The organism is Enterobacter sp. S-33 (assembly GCF_028735835.1).
GTDB classification, from domain to species: Bacteria; Pseudomonadota; Gammaproteobacteria; order Enterobacterales; family Enterobacteriaceae; genus Enterobacter; species Enterobacter vonholyi.
The window spans coordinates 3,708,266-3,732,157 of record NZ_CP117838.1; the positions used below are offsets into that span (position 1 = coordinate 3,708,266).

Here is a 23,892-nt window from a genome sequence, read left to right on the forward strand (position 1 = left end):
ATTAAGGATCGAGCATGTCAGACCATGAAAACCTGCTGCTGAAGCTACGCCAGGAGGCTTCCGGGTACAGCCCAACACAACAAAAACTCGGCGAGTTTGTCCTCAGCGATCCTGCCCGGGTGCTCTACCTGACGATCACCGAGCTGGCGCGCGAGAGCCACACCAGCGAGGCCAGCGTCACGCGTCTTTGCCGGACGCTGGGCTGCAAGGGCTATAACGAATTTAAAATGGCGCTTGCGCTGGATATTCAGCAGGGCCAGCCCGCGCGTCAGGCGGGCGATGAGATTGATAACGTCGTGGATGAGTCGGTGCAGGCTTTGCAGGATACCGCCCGGCTCCTTGACCGCACGCTGCTTGAAAAGGCCGCACTGGCGCTGCACCAGGCGCAGTCCGTGCAGGTTTATGGCGTTGCGGCCAGCGCGATCCTTGGGGAGTATCTCCACTACAAGCTGTTGCGGTTGGGCAAACCCGCGCAGCTGTTCAGCGATATGCACCGCGCGGCCATGAATGCGACAACGCTTTCAAAAGAGACCCTGGTCGTGGCTATCTCCAGTTCGGGTTCAACGCGGGATTTACTCCACGTGGTGAAGCTTGCCCGCAAGCGCGGCGTTAAGATTCTGGCACTCAGCAATACGCCCCGCAGCCCGCTGGCATCCCTGAGCGACATGCTGCTGGTTGCGGCCAAACCAGAGGGTCCCCTTAGCGCTGGCGCACTCAATGCTAAGGTTGGGGTTATGCTGCTGGTCGAGCTGCTGACCACGTCCATGATTGCGCTGGATGGTCATTACGGCGACGTTAGCCAGCAAACAGCCAGCGCCACGCTTCCCCTTTTGCTCTGAAAATCATTCGCAGGCTAAATAAATCGGCCTGCGACTTATATTGTCTGATTTTCGTTAAGTGGAGTTTTCATCATTTACCCGGTAAATGTTTGGTGTAACAAAGTATTATATTTATTACATTTTGAATTAAGTCCACCATTCGGCACAGGCCTTATAAAATCAATTAAATTCAACGAGTTAAAATTTAAATTTTAATAGATTGAATTTTTACCATTGCGATAATGTCCAATATCTTCACCTGATTTCCTTTCCTTAAAATAAGCTTAAGACGCCACTGATTTCGGCGTTTTATTATTTAAATGCCGTTTACTTTTGCCCGCCTACAATCCGCCTCATCAATCATAATGAGACGGTATTAATGAAGATGTTATTGATTACAGGCGTGACCGGATTTCTGGGCGGTGCAGTTCTTGAAAAAATCCTGACCAACGATCAATCCATAGAACTCCTTTTGCTTGCGCGCGCCAGCGATCCGCAGAGCGGGCTGGAGCGCGTGCTGGAGAATATGCGCAAGTTCAACGTTCCTGAGGACAAACTGGCCTCCCTGAATGTGGACAATATCCTGATTGGCGACCTCAGCCAGCCAGAAGCCTTCCTGAACGATCCCCGTCTGGATCGGGTCACGCATGTCGTGAACTGTGCGGCCGTCGCCTCATTTGGTAACAACCCGCTGATCTGGAAGGTCAACGTTGAAGGAACGCTGGCGCTGGCGCGCCGCATGGAGCAGGTCACAGGACTGCAGCGTTTCCTCCACGTCGGCACCGCGATGTCATGCACGCCGGAGCAGGATTCCCTGGTCGCCGAAAGCGCTGAATTCAGAGAGAATGCTGAACACCTGGTGGAATACACGTTTTCGAAGTCAACCATCGAACAGCTGATGCGCCAGGAGTGCCCTAACCTTCCCCTGCTCATCGCCCGTCCGTCCATCGTCGTTGGCCATACCCGTCACGGCTGCACGCCGTCGAGCAGCATTTTCTGGGTCTTTAGCATGGGCCTGATGCTGCAGAAGTTCATGTGCTCCATGGAAGACCGGATCGACGTTGTTCCGGTGGATTACTGCGCCGACGCGCTGTTAATGTTGCTTAACAGCAACGCGCGTCCGGGGGAAGTGGTGCACATTTCTGCGGGTGAAGAGAACAGCGTTCGCTTTGCGGATATCGATCAGGCGATGGCGCAGGCGCTGGAGAAAGCCCCCGTCGGGGATAAATATGCCCAGGTCAGCTACGAAACGCTGGTCCGAATGCGCCGCGAGTTGAAACATATTTTTGGCCCGTGCAACGAACGTCTGATGCTGAAAGCCATGCGGTTATACGGCGCGTTTGCCACGCTTAACGTGCGCTTCAGCAACGATAAGCTGCTGAGCATGGGAATGCCAAAGCCACCCCGGTTTACGGATTATATCGCCCGCTGCGTGCAAACCACTCAGGGACTGACCATTCCGGAGCAAATGGCGGTTGATTTTAAATAGCCAAAAAAAATGCCAGTCATTCGACTGGCATTTTCATTTTAAGGCTTAAGCAATTATGCCTGGCCTTTGATCTCTTTACGACCGTTGTATGGTGCTTTTTCACCCAGCGCTTCTTCGATACGAATCAGCTGGTTGTATTTAGCAACACGGTCAGAACGGCTCATAGAACCGGTTTTGATCTGGCCTGCAGCGGTACCCACAGCCAGGTCGGCAATGGTAGCGTCTTCAGTTTCGCCAGAACGGTGAGAGATAACCGCGGTGTAGCCAGCGTCTTTCGCCATTTTGATCGCAGCCAGAGTTTCGGTCAGAGAACCGATCTGGTTGAATTTGATCAGGATGGAGTTAACGATGCCTTTCTCGATGCCTTCTTTCAGGATCTTGGTGTTGGTTACGAACAGGTCGTCACCAACCAGCTGGATTTTGTCGCCCAGTACTTTAGTCTGGTATGCGAAGCCAGCCCAGTCAGATTCGTCCAGACCGTCTTCGATAGACACGATTGGGTACTGTTTGGTCAGGTCTTCCAGGAAGTGAGTGAACTCTTCGGAGGTGAACGCTTTGTTGCCTTCGCCAGCAAGAACGTATTTACCGTCTTTGTAGAATTCAGATGCTGCACAGTCCATCGCCAGGGTGATGTCTTTGCCCAGCTCGTAGCCAGCAGCTTTAACTGCTTCTGCGATAACAGCCAGTGCTTCTGCGTTAGAACCCAGGTTTGGCGCATAGCCACCTTCGTCACCAACAGCAGTGTTCATGCCTTTAGCTTTCAGAACTTTAGCCAGGTTGTGGAACACTTCAGAACCCATACGTACCGCTTCTTTCAGGGATTTCGCGCCAACTGGCTGAATCATGAATTCCTGAATATCAACGTTGTTATCTGCGTGCTCACCACCGTTGATGATGTTCATCATTGGTACAGGCATGGAGTATTTGCCTGGGGTGCCGTTCAGTTCAGCGATGTGCTCGAACAGTGGCATACCTTTAGCAGCAGCCGCCGCTTTGGCGTTCGCCAGGGAAACAGCCAGGATTGCGTTCGCACCGAAGTTAGATTTGTTTTCAGTACCGTCCAGATCGATCATGATCTTGTCGATGCCAGCCTGGTCTTTAGCGTCTTTGCCAATGATTGCCTGAGCAATAGGACCGTTTACAGCGCCAACCGCTTTCAGTACGCCTTTACCCAGGAAGCGAGATTTGTCGCCATCGCGCAGTTCCAGCGCTTCGCGAGAACCGGTAGAAGCACCTGATGGAGCAGCAGCCATACCAACGAAACCACCTTCCAGGTGAACTTCGGCTTCAACGGTCGGGTTACCACGGGAGTCGATGATTTCACGACCGATGACTTTAACGATTTTGGACATTAGATTTTCCTCAGTACAAGTTAAACTAAAACTCCAGACAAACAACGCGTACCAAAGGTACGCGTTGCCGTTCTAACTTTTTTTACTTCGCCTGACGCTTCTGGTAGTCGCTGGCGGCTTTAACGAAGCCTGCAAACAGCGGATGCCCGTCACGTGGCGTTGAAGTAAATTCCGGGTGGAACTGGCAGGCGACAAACCACGGATGGTTTGGCACTTCAATGATCTCGACTAACTGATCATCCCCGGAGCGTCCCGCAACACGCAGGCCCGCGGCTTCAATAGGTTTCAACAACATGTTGTTGACTTCATAGCGGTGACGATGGCGCTCGGTGATGACCGGCTCGCCATACAGCTTGCGAACCACGCTATCGTCAGTCAGCTGGCAGGCCTGTGCGCCAAGACGCATGGTGCCACCCAGATCGCTCTTCTCGGTACGGACTTCGACGTTACCTTCTTCGTCACGCCATTCGGTGATAAGCGCCACAACAGGGTACTTACAGTCTGGCACAAATTCCGTAGAGTTCGCGTTTTCCATTCCCGCTACGTTGCGCGCAAATTCGATCAGCGCAACCTGCATACCCAGACAGATGCCGAGGTATGGAATATTGTTTTCACGCGCATAGCGCGCGGTGGCGATCTTGCCTTCTACACCACGGTAGCCGAAGCCGCCAGGGATAAGGATAGCATCCAGATCTTTCAGGATTTCAACGCCACGCGTTTCAACATCCTGCGAATCAATCAGCTTGATGTTCACGGAGACACGGTTCTTCAGACCACCGTGTTTCAGCGCTTCGATCACTGACTTATAGGCATCCGGCAGCTCGATGTACTTGCCGACCATACCGATAGTCACTTCGCCTGCCGGATTGGCTTCTTCGTAAATAACCTGTTCCCATTCAGACAGGTTAGCTTCCGGACAGTTCAAGCTGAATCGTTTACAAATATAATCGTCCAGGCCCTGAGATTTCAACAGGCCCGGGATTTTATAAATGGAATCGACATCTTTCATTGAAATAACGGCTTTTTCAGGCACGTTACAGAACAATGCAATTTTCGCACGTTCGTTCGCCGGAACCGCGCGATCGGAGCGGCAAACCAGGATGTCTGGCTGAATACCAATAGAAAGCAGCTCTTTAACAGAGTGCTGAGTCGGTTTGGTTTTCACTTCACCTGCAGCGGCCATGTATGGCACCAGCGTCAGGTGCATGAACAGCGCGTGTTCACGGCCAATGTCTACCGCCAGCTGACGAATCGCTTCCAGGAATGGCAGGGATTCGATATCACCCACGGTACCGCCGATTTCAACCAGCACCACGTCGTGGCCTTCGCCACCCGCCACAATGCGTTCTTTGATGGCGTTAGTGATGTGCGGGATAACCTGAACGGTTGCACCCAGGTAGTCACCACGGCGCTCTTTACGCAGAACGTCGGAGTAGATGCGGCCGGTCGTGAAGTTGTTACGACGGGTCATTTTGGTGCGGATGAAACGCTCGTAGTGGCCAAGATCCAGATCGGTTTCAGCGCCGTCTTCAGTAACGAACACTTCCCCGTGTTGGATTGGGCTCATGGTGCCCGGATCGACGTTGATGTACGGATCCAGTTTCATCATGGTCACATTAAGGCCACGGGCTTCAAGAATGGCTGCGAGGGAGGCTGCGGCAATGCCTTTACCCAGAGAGGATACGACCCCGCCGGTCACAAAAATATAGTTCGTTGTCATGCTGAACCTGAGAAGTTAGGGTGAAACGATGGAATAACCAGGACGGGAAAGTAGTATACCCGAACACGGCGAGCGCCACAAACTTTCATTCTCCGTCTCCATTCCAGGCCATGACAAACATAAGGAGTGAGAAAATAGCCCCTTTTGGGTAAATGTTTTTGACGCAAATCAAGCGCTTGTCATTTAAAAAATCACACAAATTGCGCTTGATCGCAAAATTTCGTTAGAGATCAGATTCCTGGCGCTTTACTTCCTGCCAGACTTCTTCCATCGCGTCGAGGTCAATACCGCTCATTTCCAGGCCGCGCGAGGCGACAATCCGCTCCACTTCGCGGAAGCGGCGTTCGAATTTCAGGTTGGCTTTTTGCAGCGCCGTTTCCGCTTTTACACCCAGGTGGCGAGAAAGGTTGACGGTCGCAAACAGCAGGTCGCCCATCTCTTCCTCAAGCTTTGCTTCATCCACCACCGCCTGCTGCGCTTCGTGCATCACTTCGTCAATCTCTTCGTGCACTTTATCCAGCACCGGGCCGAGAGAGGTCCAGTCAAACCCCACCGCGGAGCAGCGTTTCTGAATTTTGTGCGCACGCATCAGTGCGGGCAGGCTCAGCGGAATGTCGTCCAGCGCGGAGTGCTGGGATTTTTCTGCCCGCTCGGCGCTTTTGATCTGCTCCCAGCGGGCCAGCACTTCGGTGCTGTTTCCTGCGGTAGCGTCACCGAAAATATGGGGATGACGGCGCTCAAGCTTGTCGCTGATTGCTGCGCAGATATCGTCAAAGTTAAAGCGCCCTTCTTCCTGCGCCATTTGTGCATAGAACACCACCTGGAACAGCAGATCGCCCAGCTCGCCGCGCAGGTCGTCAAAGTCTTCGCGGGAAATGGCGTCCAGCACCTCATAGGTCTCTTCAAGGGTGTACGGGGCAATGGTAGCGAAAGTCTGCTCTTTGTCCCACGGGCAGCCGTTTTCCGGGTCGCGCAGGCGTTTCATGATGCCGAGCAGGCGGTCGATTTGAGTCATGGTTATGTCCTGATAAAAAAATGCCGGGTGGCGACGTTGCCTAACCCGGCCTACGGAAGAGGATGTTTAGCCGCCGTGCAGACGACGCGCGTCAATCACATCCGGCACCTGGTTCAGCTTGCCAAGCACGCGGCCCAGCACCTGCAGGTTGTAGATTTCGATAGTCATATCGATGGTGGCAAGCTGCTCGCGGGTATCGCTGCGGCTGGCGACGCCCAGCACGTTGACCTTCTCGTTGGCAAGAATGGTCGTGATGTCGCGCAGCAGGCCGCTGCGGTCGTTGGCGGTTACGCGCACCACCAGCGAGTAGCCAGCGGAATAGCTTTCCCCCCAGACCGCTTCCACGATGCGCTCAGGCGCATGGGACTGAAGCTCGGCAAGCTGGTCGCAGTCGGAACGGTGAATTGAAATCCCGCGCCCCTGGGTGATAAAGCCGACGATATCGTCCCCTGGAATTGGCTGACAGCAGCGGGCAATGTGGTGCATCAGGTTACCTACACCCTCGACCACCACGCGGCCATTGTCTTTACTGCGCTGCTGCGGCGCGTAGGTTTTCTGCTGCAGCTGCTTCAGCGCCGCCGCATCCTGCTCTTCCGCGCTTGGCTTATTGAACTGCGCCTGCAGGAAATTCACCATCTGATTCAGACGAATATCACCGCCGCCAATGGCCGCTAGCAGCTCGTCAAGCTCGTTGAAGTTGTAGCGCGGCAGCAGGAATTTTTCCGCCTCTTTCAGGCTGATTCCGATATGCTCCAGCTCGTCGTCGAGGATCTGACGACCGGCAAGGATGTTCTTGTCACGATCCTGCTTACGGAACCAGGCGTGAATTTTCGAGCGCCCGCGGCTGGTGGTGACGTAGCCCAGGTTCGGGTTAAGCCAGTCCCGGCTCGGGTTGGGCTGCTTCTGGGTAATGATTTCAATCTGGTCACCCATCTGCAGCTGATAGGTGAACGGTACAATACGCCCGCCGATTTTCGCCCCGATGCATCGGTGTCCCACATCGCTGTGGATGTGGTAGGCAAAATCGAGCGGCGTAGAGCCGGCCGGCAGGTCGACAACGTCCCCTTTCGGCGTAAAGACATACACCCGATCGTCAAAGACCTGGCTGCGCACTTCGTCGAGCATCTCGCCGGAATCGGCCATCTCTTCCTGCCACGCAATCAGCTTGCGCAGCCAGGCAATGCGGTCTTCGTGGCCAGAACGCGCCCCACCGGAGGTGCCTTCTTTGTATTTCCAGTGCGCGGCAACGCCCAGCTCGGCGTCTTCATGCATCTGTTTGGTGCGGATCTGAATCTCAACCGTTTTACCGCCAGGGCCAAGCACCACGGTATGGATAGACTGGTAGCCGTTCGGTTTTGGGTTGGCGACATAGTCGTCGAACTCATCGGGCAGATGACGGAAGTGAGTGTGTACTATCCCCAGCGCGGCGTAGCAATCCTGCAGACGCTCCGCCACGATACGCACGGCGCGTACGTCAAACAGCTCGTCAAAGGCGAGGTGTTTCTTCTGCATTTTGCGCCAGATGCTGTAGATATGCTTAGGCCGACCGTAGACTTCGGCGCGCACGTTCTCTTCTTTCATCGCCTGGCGCAGGCCGCCGACAAACTCCTCGATATAGTGCTCGCGGTCGATACGGCGCTCGTGCAGAAGTTTGGCAATCCGTTTATATTCCGCCGGGTGCAGATAGCGGAAGCAGTAATCTTCCAGCTCCCACTTCAGCTGACCAATCCCTAAGCGGTTCGCCAGCGGCGCATAGATGTTCGTACACTCTTTGGCGGCCAGCACGCGCTCGTCTTCCGGCGCATCCTTTACCTCTCGCAGGTGGGCAATACGCTCGGCCAGCTTGATGACCACGCAGCGGAAATCATCCACCATGGCCAGCAGCATCCGGCGAACGTTATCAACCTGCTCTGAGGAGACGGAATCGGTATGCGCGGCTTTAAGCTGACGAATGGCCGCCATATCGCGCACGCCGTGGATCAGCGCGACGACGGATTTCCCGACGCTGTCGCGCAGCACGTCTTCGCTGACCACGTCCGCATCCGCGAGGGGGAAGAGTAGCGCGGCCTGCAGCGTTTCGATGTCCATGTTCAGCATGGACAGGATTTCAACCATCTCAACGCCGCGCCACAGGAGAAGATCCGAGTCGGGATGCCCCTGCGTGGTGCGCAGACAATAGGCCCAGGTTTCGGTTAAGCGTTCACACGACTGCTGGCTGGAAATTCCCAGACTTGCGATCCATTTTTGTGGGTCAAACTCCCCAGCTTTATTGAGATGTGCACTTCTTACCGCAACCATTGTCCTCTCCTTTAGGGACCAGGGCCTGTCGAAGTCGACAAGCCAAACAAATTAGATGTGCTCGAACAACACCATCGATTCCAGATGCCCAGTGTGCGGGAACATGTCCAGCATTGCCAGACGCTGAATCTGGTAACCCGCGCTGAGTAATGCCTCGCTGTCCCGGGCAAGCGTTGCCGGGTTACAGGAAACATAGACCACACGCTTTGGCGCGAGTTTAATAATATGTGCCATCACGCCCGGGGCACCGGCACGTGCCGGGTCGAGCAAAATTTTATCAAAGCCCTGCTTTGCCCACGGCTGTTGAGTGACATCTTCCTCAAGATTTTGATGAAAGAATGTCACATTTTGCAAGCCGTTCTGCCGCGCGTTCTCCTGCCCTTTCGCCACCAGCGCCTCAACGCCTTCCACGCCGACGACGCTGGCCGCTTCTCGCGCCAGCGGCAGCGTGAAGTTGCCCATTCCGCAGAACAGATCGAGCACCCGATCGCTTTTCTGAACGTCCAGCCACGCCAGCGCTTTCGCCACCATCTGCTGGTTAACGCCATCATTGACCTGAATGAAATCCCGCGGGCTAAACGTTAAGCGTAGCCCGTTTGACGCATACCAGGGCGCCTCACCGGTAACCTGCTCAAGTATCTCGCTTTGTGGTGCCAGGAAAAGCGCCAGGTCGTGGGAATGCGAAAAGCGTTCCAGTTTTTCGCGATCTTTTTTCGACAGCGGTGCGGTGTGGCGCAGCACCATCAGCGGGCCATTGTTTGCCATGACCAGTTCGACGTGCCCGAGATGGCGTACGCCGTCCAGCCCGGAGAGGCAGATGCGCACTTCCGGAAGCAACGCCTCAAGATGGGGCACCAAAATGGGGCACTGCTTCACGTCAACGATGTCGCTGGAGCCGGCCTTGCGAAACCCCATCTCCAGACGATCCGTTTTTGGCTGATAGCTGAGGCTCAGGCGCGCGCGACGACGATAGCCCCAGGGCTCGTCGGCAACAATTTCGTTAACGTGATGTTTGAGCAGACGCGCCAGCGCGCGGCTTTTACTTTTTTGCTGTAATTCTGTGCTCGCATGCTGTTGCTGGCAGCCGCCGCAAACGCCAAAATGCGGGCAGCGGGGCTTCTCGCGCTCCGGGCTATCGTTGAGACGACGCTTAACCTGTCCGCGCGCGAACTGACGTTTATCTTCCGTCAGCGTAATTTCTGCTCGTTCTGCTGGCAGTAAACCTGTTATAAACAGAGCCTTACCATTGTGACGTGCTACTCCCTGACCAAACGGATCGAGGTCCGTGGCTTCAACAGTAATGATTTCACGCGTCGTCACGCGTCGCTTTGCAGAGTAGAATTGCGCCATCGCCGAGATTTTTCTCACATAAACATAATTATCTTAATTGTCCCATAACGGAACGCCATGACCAACTACAGCCTGCGCGCGCGCATGATGATTTTGATCCTCGCCCCCACCGTTCTTATCGGTTTGCTGCTGAGTATCTTCTTTGTGGTGCACCGCTATAACGATTTGCAGCGGCAGCTGGAGGATGCAGGCGCCAGCATCATCGAACCGCTGGCCGTATCCAGCGAGTACGGCATGAACCTGCAAAACCGCGAATCCATTGGGCAGTTAATCAGCGTACTCCACCGCCGCCACTCGGACATCGTACGCGCCATTTCCGTGTACGACGAACATAACCGGCTGTTTGTCACCTCGAACTTTCATCTCGATCCGGCGGCCCTGAAGATCCCGGACGGTACGCCGTTCCCGCGCCACCTCACCGTATTGCGGCGCGGCGATATCATGATCCTGCGCACGCCGATCGTGTCGGAAAGCTATTCCCCCGATGAGTCCGCGCAATCCGACGCCAAATCCAGCAATAATATGCTGGGATATGTGGCGCTGGAGCTGGATCTCAAGTCGGTACGGCTACAGCAGTACAAAGAAATCTTCATCTCTGGCGTGATGATGCTGTTCTGCATTGGCATTGCGCTGATCTTCGGCTGGCGCCTGATGCGCGACGTGACGGGCCCCATCCGCAACATGGTTAACACGGTTGACCGCATCCGCCGGGGACAGCTCGACAGCCGTGTGGAAGGGTTTATGCTGGGCGAGCTGGACATGCTGAAAAACGGCATCAACTCGATGGCGATGTCGCTGGCGGCCTATCACGAAGAGATGCAGCACAACGTTGACCAGGCGACGTCCGACCTGCGCGAAACGCTGGAGCAGATGGAGATCCAGAACGTTGAGCTGGATCTGGCGAAAAAGCGCGCCCAGGAAGCGGCGCGTATCAAGTCGGAATTCCTTGCCAATATGTCGCACGAGCTGCGCACGCCGCTCAATGGCGTGATCGGCTTTACCCGCCTGACGCTCAAAAGCGAGCTCAACCCCACTCAGCGCGATCACCTGCACACCATTGAACGCTCGGCCAACAACCTGCTGGCGATCATCAACGACGTGCTGGACTTCTCCAAGCTGGAAGCGGGCAAGCTGATCCTGGAGAGTATTCCCTTCCCGCTGCGCAGCACGCTTGATGAAGTGGTGACGCTGCTCGCGCACTCGTCGCACGATAAAGGCCTGGAGCTGACGCTTAACATTAAAAACGACGTGCCGGATAACGTTATTGGCGATCCGCTGCGCCTGCAGCAGGTCATTACCAACCTTGTCGGGAATGCCATTAAATTCACCGAAAGCGGTAATATCGACGTCCTGGTAGAGAAACGCTCGATCAGCAGCAATAAGGTCCAGATTGAAGTCCAGATCCGCGATACCGGCATCGGCATTCCGGAGCGCGACCAGTCGCGTCTGTTCCAGGCGTTCCGTCAGGCGGACGCCAGTATCTCCCGCCGTCATGGCGGCACCGGTCTGGGGCTGGTGATCACCCAGCGTCTGGTGAACGAGATGGGCGGCGATATCTCTTTCCACAGCCAGCCAAACCGCGGTTCAACCTTCTGGTTCCACATTAATCTGGACCTCAATCCGAACGTGCTGACCGACGGTCCGATGACGGACTGCCTGAAGGGCAAGCGACTGGCCTACGTTGAGCCTAACGCCGCGGCGGCGCAATGTACGCTCGACATATTAAGCACCACGCCGCTGGAGGTGGTCTACAGCCCAACCTTCTCCGCCCTGGCCGTTGAGCATTACGACATCCTGCTGATGGGGATCCCGGTCACCTTTACCGGCGAGCTGACCATGCAGCAGGAGCGGCTGGCGAAAGCCGCGTCGATGACCGACTATCTGCTGCTGGCGCTGCCTTGCCACGCTCAGCTGAATGCAGAAGAGTTAAAAAATGACGGAGCCGCCGCGTGTCTGCTAAAACCGCTCACCGCGACCCGTCTCCTGCCCGCGCTCACGGAGTATTGCCGTCTTAGCCAGCATGCCCTTCCGCTGATTAACGATGAGCAAAAATTGCCGATGAGCGTGATGGCGGTGGATGATAATCCGGCCAACCTGAAGCTGATAGGCGCATTGCTTGAGGACCAGGTTCAGCATGTTGAGCTGTGCACCAGCGGCGCGCAGGCGGTTGAACAGGCTAAGCAGATGCAGTTCGATTTAATCCTGATGGATATTCAGATGCCGGGCATGGACGGCATCCGGGCCTGCGAGCTGATCCACCAGCTGCCGCATCAGCAGCAAACGCCGGTCATTGCGGTCACCGCACATGCGATGGCTGGCCAGAAGGAGAAGCTGCTGAGCGCCGGGATGAACGATTACCTGGCAAAGCCCATCGATGAAGAGAAACTTCATAGCCTGCTGCTGCGATATAAGCCGGGTCATATCGGCGGGACGTACACGGTTTCCAGCGAGCAGGCTGAGGTAAGCGTTAATCAGAACGCCACCTTTGACTGGCAGCTTGCGCTGCGCCAGGCGGCAGGTAAACCCGATCTCGCCCGCGACATGCTGCAAATGCTGGTCGCGTTTCTGCCGGAGATCCGCAATAAGGTGGAAGAGCAGCTGGTGGGTGAAAATCCGGAAGATCTGCTGGACGCGATCCACAAGCTGCACGGCAGCTGCGGGTACAGCGGCGTGCCGCGGCTGAAAAACCTCTGCCAGCTGCTGGAGCAGCTGCTGCGTGCCGGTACGCCGGAATCGGAGCTTGAACCGGAGTTCCTGGAGCTGCTGGATGAAATGGATAATGTGACGCGGGAAGCGATGAAGGTGTTGGGGAGCTGAGGTAAATGCCCGGTGGCGCTACGCTTACCGGGCCTACAGGTGCACTAACGTAGGCCGGTTAAAGCGAAGCCGCCACCCGGCAACCACAGCTAAAATGCCTGCCCCACTTTCAGCACCGCCGCGATATTCCTTGCGGTCATCCTGACGTTCTCGCTGGCATTTTCCAGCGCGTCTTCCAGGGAGCAGATGGTGTAGATCACGCTAAACACTGCATCAATGCCGTGATCGTGTACTACGCCAACGTCCGCCGTCAGGCTGCCAGCAATGCCAATAACGGGTTTGTTAAAGCGTTTCGCCACCTTCGCCACCCCCACCGGGACTTTGCCGTGGATCGTCTGGCTGTCAATGCGGCCTTCCCCGGTGATCACCAAATCCGCATCGGCCACCTGGTCGGCCAGGTGTAGCGCATCGGTCACGATCTCAATGCCCTGGCGCAGCTGCGCGCCGCAAAAGGCGTACAGCGCCGCCCCCATGCCACCTGCCGCTCCGCCGCCAGCAAGGTTTAGCACGTCGATATCCAGATCCCGGGCAATGACTCTAGCATACTGCGCCAGCGCGTTGTCCAGGGTGACGATCATCTCGGGTGTGGCACCCTTTTGCGGTCCAAATACGGCTGACGCACCGTCCTTTCCGGTGAGTGGATTCGTGACATCACAGGCGACTTCTATCCGACACTCCGCCAGACGTCTGTCCAGCCCGCTCAGGTCGATACGCGCGAGTTTTCCCAGTTCGCCTCCGCCCTGCCTAAGAGGTTGTTCGCTCGCGTCGAGCAATTTAGCGCCCAGCGCCTGCACCATCCCTGCTCCGCCGTCATTGGTGGCGCTGCCGCCAATGCCAATGATGATATGCTTAACACCCGCATCCAGCGCATGCCTAATCAGTTCGCCCGTGCCCCAGGAGGTGGTTTTCAGGGGATTACGCTGTGAAGGGACGACCAGCTCCAGGCCGCTTGCCGCCGCCATTTCAATAAAGGCGCTCTGCTCGTCACCGGATAAGCCATAAAACCCGTCCACCCGCTCACCCAGCGGGCCGGTCACCGGAACATGCACAATGCGTCCCTGCGTTGCCGCGATCATCGCCTCAACCGTCCCTTCGCCGCCGTCCGCAACCGGCAGTTTGACGTAAACCGCCTCGGGAAAGATCTCGCGAAAACCACGTTCTATCGCTGTCGCAACCTCAAGCGCACTCAAACTTTCCTTATACGAGTCCGGTGCGATAACAATTTTCATAAGCCATCCTTACGCATAGTCGTTACGTTAAGCATACACCACGTAAAAGACCGCTCATGGGAGCGGTCCCAATGCGTTTATCGTACCATGCACGGGCATTTATTGTCGAATGTCCAGTCGGGGATCAGATACTGCATCGCCATCGCGTCATCGCGCGCGCCCAAACCGTGTTTCTGGTACAGCTCATGGGCCTTCATCACCTGGTCCATATCCAGCTCAACCCCCAGCCCCGGAGTGGAAGGCACCTGCACCATGCCACCTTTGATTTCAAACGGCTGCTTAGTCAGACGCTGATTACCCTCCTGCCAGATCCAGTGCGTGTCGATAGCGGTAATCGTCCCCGGAGCGGCAGCGGCAACGTGCGTGAACATTGCCAGCGACACGTCGAAGTGGTTGTTAGAGTGCGAACCCCAGGTCAGGCCAAACTCATGACACATCTGCGCCACGCGCACCGAGCCCTGCATCGTCCAGAAGTGCGGGTCCGCCAGCGGAATGTCGACAGACTGCAATGACAGCGTGTGTCCCATCTGACGCCAGTCGGTAGCAATCATATTGGTCGCGGTTGGTAGCCCCGTTGCTCGGCGGAATTCCGCCATCACTTCACGGCCCGAGAAGCCTTGTTCAGCCCCGCACGGATCTTCCGCATACGCCAGCACGCCTTTCAGCTGATTACCAATTTTGATCGCTTCATCAAGCGACCATGCTCCGTTAGGATCCAGCGTCACGCGCGCCTGTGGAAAACGTTTTGCCAGTGCGGTGACGGCTTCCGCCTCTTGTTCCCCGGCCAGCACGCCGCCCTTCAGTTTGAAATCATTAAAGCCATATTTTTCGTACGCGGCTTCCGCCAGGCGCACCACCGCATCCGGGGTCATCGCCTCGTCGTGACGGAGTCGGTACCAGTCGCATTGTTCATCCGGCTGGCTCTGATACGGCAGCGGTGTCAGCCTGCGGTCGCCGACAAAGAACAGATAGCCCAGCATTTCCACTTCGCTGCGCTGCTGTCCTTCACCTAACAGCGACGCGACGTTGACCCCCAGATGCTGACCCAACAGATCCAGCATCGCGGATTCAATCCCGGTCACCACGTGAATGGTGGTACGCAGATCGAAGGTCTGCAGGCCACGTCCCCCGGCATCGCGATCGGCAAAGGTGTTGCGCACGGTGTTCAGGACATTTTTGTACTCACCCAGCGTTTTGCCCATGACCAGCGGAATGGCCTCTTCCAGAGTTTTGCGGATCTTCTCCCCGCCCGGAATTTCGCCCACGCCCGTATGGCCGGAATTGTCTTTGATAATGACAATATTGCGGGTAAAGAATGGCGCATGCGCGCCGCTCAGGTTCATCAGCATGCTGTCATGGCCCGCAACCGGAATGATTTGCATAGAAGTGACGACAGGGGTCGTAAAGGTACTCATCGTGTAATCCTTTTATCAGTGACGTCCAAAAACAGGGCGCTTACGGTCAAATGTCCAGCCGGGGATAAGGTACTGCATCGGGCCCGCGTCGTTACGCGCGCCGCCCGGTAGCTTTTTATACGCCTCATGGGCTTTATGGATCCGATCCCAGTCCAGCTCCACGCCCAGACCCGGCGCATCCGGTACGGCAATTTTGCCATCTATGATTTCCAGCGGATTTTTCGTCAGTCGGGCTTCACCTTCCTGCCAAATCCAGTGGGTATCGATGGCGGTCGGGTTACCCGGCGCCGCCGCGCCAACGTGGGTAAACATCGCCAGCGAAATATCAAAGTGATTGTTCGAGTGACAGCCCCAGGTGAGCCCCCACTCATCGCACAGCTGGGCCACGCGGACTGCGCCTGAGAGCGTCCAGAAGTGCGGGTCCGCCAGCGGTATGTCGACGGCGTTAAGCATCACCGCGTGACCCATTTCGCGCCAGTTGGTGGCGATCATATTGGTCGCGACCGGCAGCCCGGTGGCGCGACGGAACTCGGCCATGACTTCACGACCCGAGAATCCTTGCTCCGCGCCGCAGGGGTCTTCCGCATAGGTCAGGACATCCCCCAGCCCTTTGCACAGGCTAATGGCTTCATCCAGCAGCCATGCGGCGTTGGGATCGACGGTGATCCGTGCATCAGGGAAGCGCTTTTTCAGCGCCCGGGCCGTTTCGATCTCCTGCTCGCCGGGCAGCACGCCGCCCTTCAGCTTGAAATCCTTAAAGCCGTAGCGATCCTGCGCCGCCTCGGCCAGCCGCACCACCGCGTCGCTGGAGAGCGCTTCCTGATGGCGCAGCTGATACCAGTCGTGGTCGCCCGCGGTTCGGGCCAGATAGGGGAGATCGGTCTTATTGCGATCGCCAACGTAGAACAGATAGCCCAGCACGGTGACCGCATCGCGCTGTTTGCCGGGCCCCAGCAGCTCGCAGACCGGAACATTGAGCGCCTTACCCAGTAAATCGAGCAGGGCGGCCTCCAGGGCGGCAACGGCGTTGACCCGCAGTTCAAACGTCCAGGCACCTTTACCGAACGTATCAAAATCCGCCGACTGATTGCCCTTATGCACCCGCTGAACCACCTTGTTCAGACGGGCGATCTCCTGGCCCACGACCTGCGGAATGGCATCGACCAGCGTCTGGTAAATCACCTCTCCGCCAGGGGCCTCGCCCACGCCGGTATTCCCTGCGCTGTCTTTCAGCACGACGATATTACGGGTAAACCAGGCGTTATGCGCACCGCCAATATTGAGCAGCATGCTGTCCTGTCCGGCCACCGGGATGACCTTCATCTCCGTGATGGTTGGACTCGATTGCGTTGTCATCATCCACGCTCCGCTACAGGTTTAAGTTCGACGCGTTTGATATCCCCCACCAGCACCAGGTAACTCAGCACCGCCACCAGCGCATGCACACCTACGTAAATCAGCGCACCGTTAAAGGAGCCGGTGGTGCCGACGATGTAGCCGATAGCGATGGGCGTAACAATCCCGGAGATGTTGCCGAACATGTTGAACAGACCGCCGCTCAGGCCGCTGATCTCTTTCGGTGCCGTATCCGCCATCACCGCCCAGCCCAGCGCGCCAATGCCTTTGCCGAAGAAGGCCATCGCCATAAAGCCGATAATCATCCACTCGGCATTAACATAGTTACAAAACACCATGGTCATGGAGAGCAGCATGCCGAGCACGATAGGCGTTTTACGCGCGATGTTCAGGGAACCGGTGCGGCGCATCAGCCAGTCGGAAATCACCCCGCCGAGCACGCCCCCCACGAAGCCGCAGATGGCCGGGACCGAGGCAACAAATCCCGCTTTCAGAATCGACATGCCGCGTGCCTGCACCAGGTATACCGGGAACCAGGTGATGAAAAAGTAGGTCAAGGCGTTGATACAGTACTGGCCCAGATAGATCCCGATCATCATGCGCGAGCCGACGAGCTGCCTGATCTGCGCCCATTTCTGGCTGAACGGCACTTTCGCCGTCGAGGATTTCTGATCCATGTTGATCAGCGCGCCGCCTTCTGCGATGTACTCCAGCTCTTTTTTGTTTACGCCAGGATGCTGGTTGGGTTCGTGGATCACTTTCAGCCAGATAAAGCTGATGACGATCCCAAGCCCGCCCATGAAGAAGAAGACGTGTGACCAGCCCACCTCATGGGTCAGCCAGCCCATAATGGGCGCAAAGATCACCGTCGCGAAGTACTGTGCGGAGTTGAAAATCGCCACCGCCGTTCCCCTCTCCTGCGCCGGGAACCAGGCCGCCACAATGCGGCTGTTGCCCGGGAAGGAAGGTGCTTCCGCTAGCCCCACCAGGAAGCGCAGCGTGAAGAGCGCCACGATAATGCCGAAGCCGCTGAAGATATCAACGAAGCCCTGCAGCAGGGTAAAGGCAGACCAGATGAAGATGGACCAGAAATAGACGCGTTTCGAGCCAAAACGGTCCAGCAGCCAGCCGCCAGGAATTTGCCCGATGACGTAGGCCCATGAGAATGCGGAGAAAACGTAACCCATCCCCACCGGATCAAGGCCGATATCTTTTGCCATTTCCGAACCGGCAATCGACAGCGTGGCGCGGTCACCATAGTTAAAGGACGTGACGATAAACAGCATCACCACTATCCAGTAGCGGGCATTGGTGCGCTTTTCAGCGCTGCTCGCTGCGTGGCTTAATGTACTCATTGTTGCACTCCTGAAACATAGCTTTCGCCTGGTTCATTCTGTACAGCACCGGTAGGGTAATCAGAATGAGATTGGTTTTTGTCGTTTTAGTACGGCCTGAAGCCGTTTTATAGTGACCGGGAAAGTATATGAAGGAGAGCCTCTTCTCCTCACCGTGCAAAAACACAACATTGAAAGGAGTAGGGAACGTGGTTTGGGGCATAAGCCCAAAGCAGTGGAAGATGCTTCACGGAATCGAGGATTTGGTGCGGCTTCGTTGCCGGGTGGCGGTTAAGCCTTACCCGGCCTGGAGAACTATTTAAGCAGCGTTGCCCAGTGTTCGACCCACGGGTTTGATTCGCTTTCTGGCTCCGGGTGCTCGCCCGCGTCAATCAGCAGCATCTCGCCGACGCGCTGTGCGCTCTGTTCCTGCAGGAGCGCATCGAACTGCTTGCCGCCGCCGCAGAAGTTAGCGTAAGAGCTGTCGCCGAGGGCGATGATGCCGTAGTGAACATCTGGCTGATAGCCAAGCTGGTCTTTAATGCCCTGGAACAGCGGCACGATGCTGTCCGGCAGGTCGCCCTGCCCGGTGGTGGAGGTCACCACCAGAATGTATTTATCTTTATACTTTTCCCAGTCCGCCAGCTCCGGATCTTCATAGACCGTGGCTTTATGGCCCTGGCTGGCGAGTATTGCCTCAGCCTCTTCCGCTACCAGCAGCGAGTTGCCGTACATTGTGCCGACAAAAATGCCTACTTCAGCCATGCTATTTTCCCATATTGAATGCGTTTACTGTTCATCCTGAACGTTGCCCGATACAAACTCAACCCTTTCATTTTCGGGGAGTTGTCCCAGCCAGCCAAACTGTGACAGCGCCTGCATCCAGACGTCGTCCAGCCGCGCACGGATAGTCAGCGGCTCGCCGGTAAACGGGTGCGTCAGGCTGAGCTCGCTCGCGTGCAGCATCAGACGATGGCAGCCAAAGTGTTCGGCCGCGCTGCGGTTCTGGCGTAAATCACCGTGTTTGCTGTCGCCAATAATCGGGTGGCGCAGATGCGCAAGATGGCGTCGCAGCTGGTGCTTACGCCCGGTTTTGGGCAGAAGCTCAACCAGGCTGTAGCGTGTGGTCGGAAATTTGCTGGTGGCCACCGGCATTTCGGTCGTCGCCATGGCGCGATAATCCGTCACGGCGGGCTGCGGGCCTTTGTCATCGCGGGCAAATTTATCGGCGATTTTGTCCAGCTCCTCCACCAGCGGGTAGTCCAGCGTGGCGGACTCGGTCAGCCAGCCCCGCACGATCGCGTGGTAGCGCTTCTGGATCTGATGTTGTTCAAACTGCTGCGCCAGCAGACGCCCCGCCTCGCTGGAAAGCCCCATCAGCAGCACGCCGGAAGTTGGCCTGTCGAGACGATGGGCGGTAAAAACATGCTGACCAATCTGATCGCGAACGGTCTGCATCACCACCACTTTCTCATCACGATCGAGCCAGCTGCGGTGTACCAGCCAGCCGGACGGTTTATTCACCGCCACCAGCCACTCGTCCTGATAGAGGATCTCAAGCGTCATGCATCTTCACCGGCAAACAGGGAATCCAGTTTTTCCAGTTCGACCAGCATGACGTCGCGCGCAGGATGCGTCGCTTCGAGCGCCATTTCATAATAGGGAGAGACAGCAAACGCCTGCGGCAGCGGATGACCGCCCTCAAGCAGGGCGTGCATGCGCGGAATTAACACCCACTGCAGCCACTCAAACGGGGCCAGCGTATCCAGGCAGAAAGGCTGGGTGCTCGCGAACGCTTCTGGCTGCGGCGCGGTCTCCTGCCACAGCTGATGTTGGCGCAAAAGGGCTTCGATGGCGTGCAACTGAGCACGAACGCTATCGTGTTGCGTCATAGTAACCTCAACTGAAAAAGTGAACGGCGCGCAGCATAGCATTGCGGAAGGCAGAAATAAAAAAAGGGAGCACTGTAAAAACAGTGCTCCCGGTTCGTTCCGCAGCATTCCAGCTACAATTCGTGCTCCCTGCTCATCCGTGACAACTTTTCCTGAAGCCCGAAGGCCTGGTTATCCGTCTACCTTTTGCATCCTTCACACATCTTCCTGACGTGTTTGTTTCATCATGAAACGTCCTGGCCTTCCTGACCCACCGACCATCCTGACCGGCTCTCGTTCTCCTTCCTGGAGGTGTCCCTTACGCATCCTGCGTTATCCGCTTCGCTTCATCCTGAAGCCTTCCTGCAGCGCCATCCTGACGAGTCCTGAGTGAGAAACGCCATCATCCTGATGTTCGTTTCTCGTGTCGGCTTCCTGTCGACGGAGATAGAATCCGCTATTCCGCTTCGTCTTACAACCCACTCAGCCAGCGTTGTAAGACGCCGGGACTCCCTAAAAATAATAGGCAAAACAACTAATTCATTGAAAAATAGAGTGATATTAATCTGAATTAAATGAGGTAAGACTGAATGTTCCAGCGATCTCTCACAAACGTTGTAAGAGATCTCTCACACGCGATATAGCATCAGGGATTACAGAAGTGGCTCAAGTCGGGTGAGGAAATCCGCAAGAGAGGGGGCGAGAGTCTCGCGATTGCGGGTACCGATAGTCTCTTTAACCACTTCACCTGACAGGTTACAGACGGAGATAACGTCGAGCTCGCTGTCCAGCGTGGCAATAAAGAGCGTCGGAGAAAACTTAAGGCGTTTTTGCGTGACAAGATGACCAATCAGGTTTTCCTGAACACGCTGCAGATCGTCTTCGCTCCAGGTCTGCAACAGCGTCAGCGTGATATCGGCAAAGCGCGCGGGCATATCCCCTGCAAACTGCGCGGTATAAAATGCGTGAACCGCTGGTTGTACCACAATGTCCATTGCCCGCTCAACCGCATTTACATTTTGCTCGCCGTCGAAGGGTTTTGGTTGCCAGATAACGTAACCGTCGAGCGAAGAGATAATACACGGTGAAGGTACGCCATATAAATCAGAACTTTGCGGCCACGAGCCCTGCTTTTCATGCCATGCGTCGCAGTAGCGGGTCGTAAAGGTAGTGAGGGCATTTGCAGTTTCGATGTCCACCGATTTCTCTCTTCTTGTCAGACAGGATAAACTCAGGCCATAAGTGTACCTGTAAAGTGGCTATGAAACATGTCTTACGAAAATCATCAGGCGTTAACCGGCTTAACGCTGGGTAAATCGACCGATTACCGCGATACCTACGATGCAAGCCTGCTGCAGGGCGTGCCGCGCAGCCTGAACCGCGATCCTCTGGGTCTGCACGCAGACGCGCTGCCGTTCGTGGGTGGCGATATCTGGACGCTGTACGAACTCTCGTGGCTCAACGCACGCGGCCTGCCGCAGGTGGCGGTGGGCCACGTTGAGCTGGACTATGCCAGCGTGAATCTCGTCGAGTCTAAAAGCTTTAAGCTCTATCTCAACAGCTTTAACCAGACAAAATTTAACAGCTGGGACGACGTTCAGCACACGCTGGAACGTGATTTAAGCGCCTGCGCGCAGGGAAAGGTGAGCGTTTCACTGTATCGCCTGCACGAGCTGGAAGGGCAGCCAATCGCCCACTTCAACGGGACCTGCATCGACGATCAGGATATTGAGGTGGAGAATTATGAATTTAGCGCCGATTACCTCGAAAACGCGGCGAGTGGCAAGGTGGTCGAAGAGACGCTGGTCAGCCATCTGCTGAAATCCAACTGCCTGATCACCCACCAGCCGGACTGGGGCTCGGTGCAGATCCAGTACCGCGGCCCGAAAATTGACCGGGAAAAATTGCTGCGCTACCTGGTGTCATTCCGACATCACAACGAATTCCACGAGCAGTGCGTGGAGCGCATCTTTAGCGATATTCAGCGCTTCTGCCAGCCAGAAAAACTGAGCGTTTATGCGCGCTATACCCGCCGCGGCGGTCTGGACATCAACCCGTGGCGCACCAACACCGATTTTGTGCCGGCGACCGGACGGCTGGTGCGTCAATAATATAAATATTTTCACAATATGCGCGGTATCTTCCGCGCTTTAGGTTGTGAAACGTCACGCGCCAGGGCTATTGTAATCAACAGGGAAAGACGATAATCGTCCCGTAAGGAGCTCACTTGATTACACATATTAGCCCGCTTGGCTCAATGGATATGTTGTCGCAGCTGGAAGTGGACATGCTTAAGCGCACGGCCAGCAGCGATCTTTATCAACTGTTTCGTAACTGTTCACTTGCCGTACTGAACTCCGGAAGCCTGACAGATAACAGTAAAGAACTGCTGTCCCGCTTCGAAAGCTTTGATATCAACGTGCTGCGCCGCGAGCGTGGCGTGAAGCTTGAAGTCATCAACCCGCCGGAAGAGGCCTTTGTTGACGGGCGTATCATTCGTTCACTTCAGGCTAACCTGTTTGCCGTGCTGCGTGACATCCTGTTTGTTAACGGGCAGATCCACAACGCAGGTCGTTTCCAGCATCTCGATCTGGAAAGCTCGGTCCATATCACCAACCTGGTGTTCTCCATTTTGCGTAACGCCCGTGCCCTGCACGTCGGCGAAGCGCCGAACATGGTTGTCTGCTGGGGCGGCCACTCCATTAACGAAACCGAATACCTTTATGCCCGTCGGGTTGGAACGCAACTCGGCCTGCGTGAGCTGAATATCTGTACCGGCTGCGGTCCGGGTGCGATGGAAGCACCAATGAAAGGAGCGGCGGTTGGGCATGCGCAACAGCGTTATAAAGAGGGACGGTTTATCGGCATGACCGAACCGTCCATCATCGCCGCTGAGCCACCTAACCCGCTGGTTAATGAGCTGATTATCATGCCGGATATTGAGAAGCGTCTTGAAGCGTTTGTCCGTATCGCCCACGGCATTATCATCTTCCCGGGCGGCGTGGGGACAGCGGAAGAGCTGCTCTATCTGCTGGGTATTCTGATGAACCCGGCCAACAAGGATCAGGTTCTGCCGCTGATCCTGACCGGGCCAAAAGAGAGCGCCGACTACTTCCGCGTGCTGGACGAGTTTATCGTGCACACGCTGGGTGAAGCCGCGCGTCGTCACTATCGCATCATCATTGACGATGCCGCGGAAGTGGCGCGCCAGATGAAAAAAGCGATGCCGCTGGTGAAGGAGAACCGTCGCGATACCGGCGATGCGTACAGCTTTAACTGGTCAATCCGTATTGCGCCAGACCTGCAGATCCCGTTCGAGCCAACGCACGAAAATATGGCGAACCTGAAACTCTACCCGGACCAGCCGGTGGAAGTGCTGGCTGCCGATCTGCGTCGCGCCTTCTCCGGTATTGTCGCGGGCAACGTGAAAGAGATGGGCATCCGCGCCATTGAACAGTACGGTCCGTACAAGATCCACGGCGACCCGGAGATGATGCGCCGCATGGATGATATGCTTCAGGGCTTTGTCGCCCAGCACCGCATGAAGCTGCCGGGCTCTGCCTATATTCCTTGCTACGAAATCTGCACATAACGCTTAGCGATATCTCATCAAAGCCGGGTCGCCCTGTTGCGCGTCCCGGCTTTTTTTATTCCTGATGTAATTCATACGAATCACTTATGTCTTTAACAAACTATGCCCAAACGCAAACGATTACCTTGTTTTCTCAACCGTAAATTATCAGCCTTAAACTAAATTACCCGTCAGAAAATACTAAAAACCCCTTTCTTTACAGCTAAAGACACCTATATCACGGGCCAGTCTTTCAG

General features: G+C 56.0%; 18 protein-coding genes. 5 read left to right on the plus strand and 13 right to left on the minus strand.

Going from position 1 to position 23,892, the window contains the following annotated elements:
• The first annotated feature begins 14 nt into the window (after positions 1-14).
• A complete protein-coding gene (locus PUP35_RS17520) occupies positions 15-839 on the plus strand; it encodes a MurR/RpiR family transcriptional regulator (RefSeq protein ID WP_274240678.1) in 825 nt (274 codons plus the stop codon).
• A gap of 358 nt (positions 840-1,197) precedes the next feature.
• On the plus strand, positions 1,198-2,307 hold the full coding sequence (locus PUP35_RS17525) for an SDR family oxidoreductase (protein ID WP_115876180.1): 1,110 nt from the start codon (positions 1,198-1,200) through the stop codon (positions 2,305-2,307).
• A gap of 53 nt (positions 2,308-2,360) precedes the next feature.
• Here the strand turns inward: PUP35_RS17525 and eno are convergent, their stop codons facing one another.
• The 5 genes from eno to rlmD form a co-directional block, all read right to left on the minus strand.
• Positions 2,361-3,659: a phosphopyruvate hydratase gene (eno, locus tag PUP35_RS17530; RefSeq protein ID WP_024909267.1), complete on the minus strand. Its 1,299-nt coding sequence runs from the start codon at positions 3,657-3,659 to the stop codon at positions 2,361-2,363.
• Positions 3,660-3,741: 82 nt separating this feature from the next.
• Positions 3,742-5,379, minus strand: a complete 1,638-nt coding sequence (pyrG, locus tag PUP35_RS17535; RefSeq protein WP_032648095.1) for a glutamine hydrolyzing CTP synthase — start codon at positions 5,377-5,379, stop codon at positions 3,742-3,744.
• 223 nt (positions 5,380-5,602) lie between these two features.
• Entirely contained in the window at positions 5,603-6,394 is a 792-nt protein-coding gene (gene mazG, locus PUP35_RS17540; protein WP_115876181.1) for a nucleoside triphosphate pyrophosphohydrolase, read from the minus strand.
• Positions 6,395-6,460: 66 nt separating this feature from the next.
• Complete coding sequence (gene relA, locus PUP35_RS17545) at positions 6,461-8,692, minus strand: GTP diphosphokinase (RefSeq protein WP_274240679.1); 2,232 nt, start codon at positions 8,690-8,692, stop codon at positions 6,461-6,463.
• Between the two features lie 51 nt (positions 8,693-8,743).
• Positions 8,744-10,042, minus strand: coding sequence for a 23S rRNA (uracil(1939)-C(5))-methyltransferase RlmD (rlmD, locus tag PUP35_RS17550; RefSeq protein WP_274240680.1), 1,299 nt, complete (start codon positions 10,040-10,042; stop codon positions 8,744-8,746).
• A 57-nt stretch (positions 10,043-10,099) separates the two neighbouring features.
• Between rlmD and barA the strand changes: the two genes are divergently transcribed.
• Positions 10,100-12,859, plus strand: a complete 2,760-nt coding sequence (gene barA, locus PUP35_RS17555; RefSeq protein ID WP_274240681.1) for a two-component sensor histidine kinase BarA — start codon at positions 10,100-10,102, stop codon at positions 12,857-12,859.
• Between the two features lie 89 nt (positions 12,860-12,948).
• Here the strand turns inward: barA and PUP35_RS17560 are convergent, their stop codons facing one another.
• The 8 genes from PUP35_RS17560 to syd form a co-directional block, all read right to left on the minus strand.
• On the minus strand, positions 12,949-14,088 hold the full coding sequence (locus PUP35_RS17560; RefSeq protein WP_274240682.1) for a glycerate kinase: 1,140 nt from the start codon (positions 14,086-14,088) through the stop codon (positions 12,949-12,951).
• Positions 14,089-14,165: 77 nt separating this feature from the next.
• Positions 14,166-15,503 (minus strand): glucarate dehydratase, encoded by a 1,338-nt coding sequence (gene gudD, locus PUP35_RS17565; RefSeq protein WP_274240683.1) that lies wholly within the window; start codon positions 15,501-15,503, stop codon positions 14,166-14,168.
• Between the two features lie 15 nt (positions 15,504-15,518).
• Positions 15,519-16,859, minus strand: a complete 1,341-nt coding sequence (locus PUP35_RS17570) for an enolase C-terminal domain-like protein (protein WP_274243295.1) — start codon at positions 16,857-16,859, stop codon at positions 15,519-15,521.
• Complete coding sequence (gene gudP, locus PUP35_RS17575) at positions 16,859-18,214, minus strand: galactarate/glucarate/glycerate transporter GudP (protein ID WP_090418491.1); 1,356 nt, start codon at positions 18,212-18,214, stop codon at positions 16,859-16,861. The genes PUP35_RS17570 and gudP overlap by 1 nt, the downstream gene beginning before the upstream one ends.
• Positions 18,215-18,508: 294 nt before the next feature.
• Positions 18,509-18,958 carry a flavodoxin gene (locus PUP35_RS17580; protein ID WP_029741558.1) on the minus strand — a complete coding sequence of 150 codons (450 nt, stop codon included), beginning with the start codon at positions 18,956-18,958 and terminating at the stop codon, positions 18,509-18,511.
• A 24-nt stretch (positions 18,959-18,982) separates the two neighbouring features.
• Positions 18,983-19,759, minus strand: coding sequence for a tRNA pseudouridine(65) synthase TruC (gene truC / locus PUP35_RS17585; protein ID WP_274240684.1), 777 nt, complete (start codon positions 19,757-19,759; stop codon positions 18,983-18,985).
• Positions 19,756-20,085 (minus strand): YqcC family protein, encoded by a 330-nt coding sequence (locus PUP35_RS17590; RefSeq protein WP_047173524.1) that lies wholly within the window; start codon positions 20,083-20,085, stop codon positions 19,756-19,758. The genes truC and PUP35_RS17590 overlap by 4 nt, the downstream gene beginning before the upstream one ends.
• Before the next feature lie 632 nt (positions 20,086-20,717).
• Positions 20,718-21,263, minus strand: a complete 546-nt coding sequence (gene syd / locus PUP35_RS17595; RefSeq protein WP_274240685.1) for a SecY-interacting protein — start codon at positions 21,261-21,263, stop codon at positions 20,718-20,720.
• A 69-nt stretch (positions 21,264-21,332) separates the two neighbouring features.
• Here syd and queF point away from each other — a divergent pair, with 69 nt between their 5' ends.
• Together queF and ppnN are read left to right on the plus strand one after the other, a co-directional pair.
• The gene (queF, locus tag PUP35_RS17600) at positions 21,333-22,175 is read left to right on the plus strand and encodes an NADPH-dependent 7-cyano-7-deazaguanine reductase QueF (protein WP_127732188.1); all 843 of its coding nucleotides are present in this window, start codon (positions 21,333-21,335) and stop codon (positions 22,173-22,175) included.
• A 116-nt stretch (positions 22,176-22,291) separates the two neighbouring features.
• On the plus strand, positions 22,292-23,656 hold the full coding sequence (gene ppnN, locus PUP35_RS17605; protein ID WP_023309027.1) for a nucleotide 5'-monophosphate nucleosidase PpnN: 1,365 nt from the start codon (positions 22,292-22,294) through the stop codon (positions 23,654-23,656).
• The last annotated feature ends 236 nt before the right edge of the window (positions 23,657-23,892 follow it).

What these genes read in the sequence shown, in the direction of transcription:
- PUP35_RS17520 (WP_274240678.1), top strand. Translation starts at nt 15, where the DNA reads ATGTCAGACCATGAAAACCTGCTGCTGAAGCTACGCCAGGAGGCTTCC.
- PUP35_RS17525 (WP_115876180.1), top strand. Translation starts at nt 1,198, where the DNA reads ATGAAGATGTTATTGATTACAGGCGTGACCGGATTTCTGGGCGGTGCA.
- eno (WP_024909267.1), bottom strand. Translation starts at nt 3,659, where the DNA reads ATGTCCAAAATCGTTAAAGTCATCGGTCGTGAAATCATCGACTCCCGT.
- pyrG (WP_032648095.1), bottom strand. Translation starts at nt 5,379, where the DNA reads ATGACAACGAACTATATTTTTGTGACCGGCGGGGTCGTATCCTCTCTG.
- mazG (WP_115876181.1), bottom strand. Translation starts at nt 6,394, where the DNA reads ATGACTCAAATCGACCGCCTGCTCGGCATCATGAAACGCCTGCGCGAC.
- relA (WP_274240679.1), bottom strand. Translation starts at nt 8,692, where the DNA reads ATGGTTGCGGTAAGAAGTGCACATCTCAATAAAGCTGGGGAGTTTGAC.
- rlmD (WP_274240680.1), bottom strand. Translation starts at nt 10,042, where the DNA reads ATGGCGCAATTCTACTCTGCAAAGCGACGCGTGACGACGCGTGAAATC.
- barA (WP_274240681.1), top strand. Translation starts at nt 10,100, where the DNA reads ATGACCAACTACAGCCTGCGCGCGCGCATGATGATTTTGATCCTCGCC.
- PUP35_RS17560 (WP_274240682.1), bottom strand. Translation starts at nt 14,088, where the DNA reads ATGAAAATTGTTATCGCACCGGACTCGTATAAGGAAAGTTTGAGTGCG.
- gudD (WP_274240683.1), bottom strand. Translation starts at nt 15,503, where the DNA reads ATGAGTACCTTTACGACCCCTGTCGTCACTTCTATGCAAATCATTCCG.
- PUP35_RS17570 (WP_274243295.1), bottom strand. Translation starts at nt 16,859, where the DNA reads ATGACAACGCAATCGAGTCCAACCATCACGGAGATGAAGGTCATCCCG.
- gudP (WP_090418491.1), bottom strand. Translation starts at nt 18,214, where the DNA reads ATGAGTACATTAAGCCACGCAGCGAGCAGCGCTGAAAAGCGCACCAAT.
- PUP35_RS17580 (WP_029741558.1), bottom strand. Translation starts at nt 18,958, where the DNA reads ATGGCTGAAGTAGGCATTTTTGTCGGCACAATGTACGGCAACTCGCTG.
- truC (WP_274240684.1), bottom strand. Translation starts at nt 19,759, where the DNA reads ATGACGCTTGAGATCCTCTATCAGGACGAGTGGCTGGTGGCGGTGAAT.
- PUP35_RS17590 (WP_047173524.1), bottom strand. Translation starts at nt 20,085, where the DNA reads ATGACGCAACACGATAGCGTTCGTGCTCAGTTGCACGCCATCGAAGCC.
- queF (WP_127732188.1), top strand. Translation starts at nt 21,333, where the DNA reads ATGTCTTACGAAAATCATCAGGCGTTAACCGGCTTAACGCTGGGTAAA.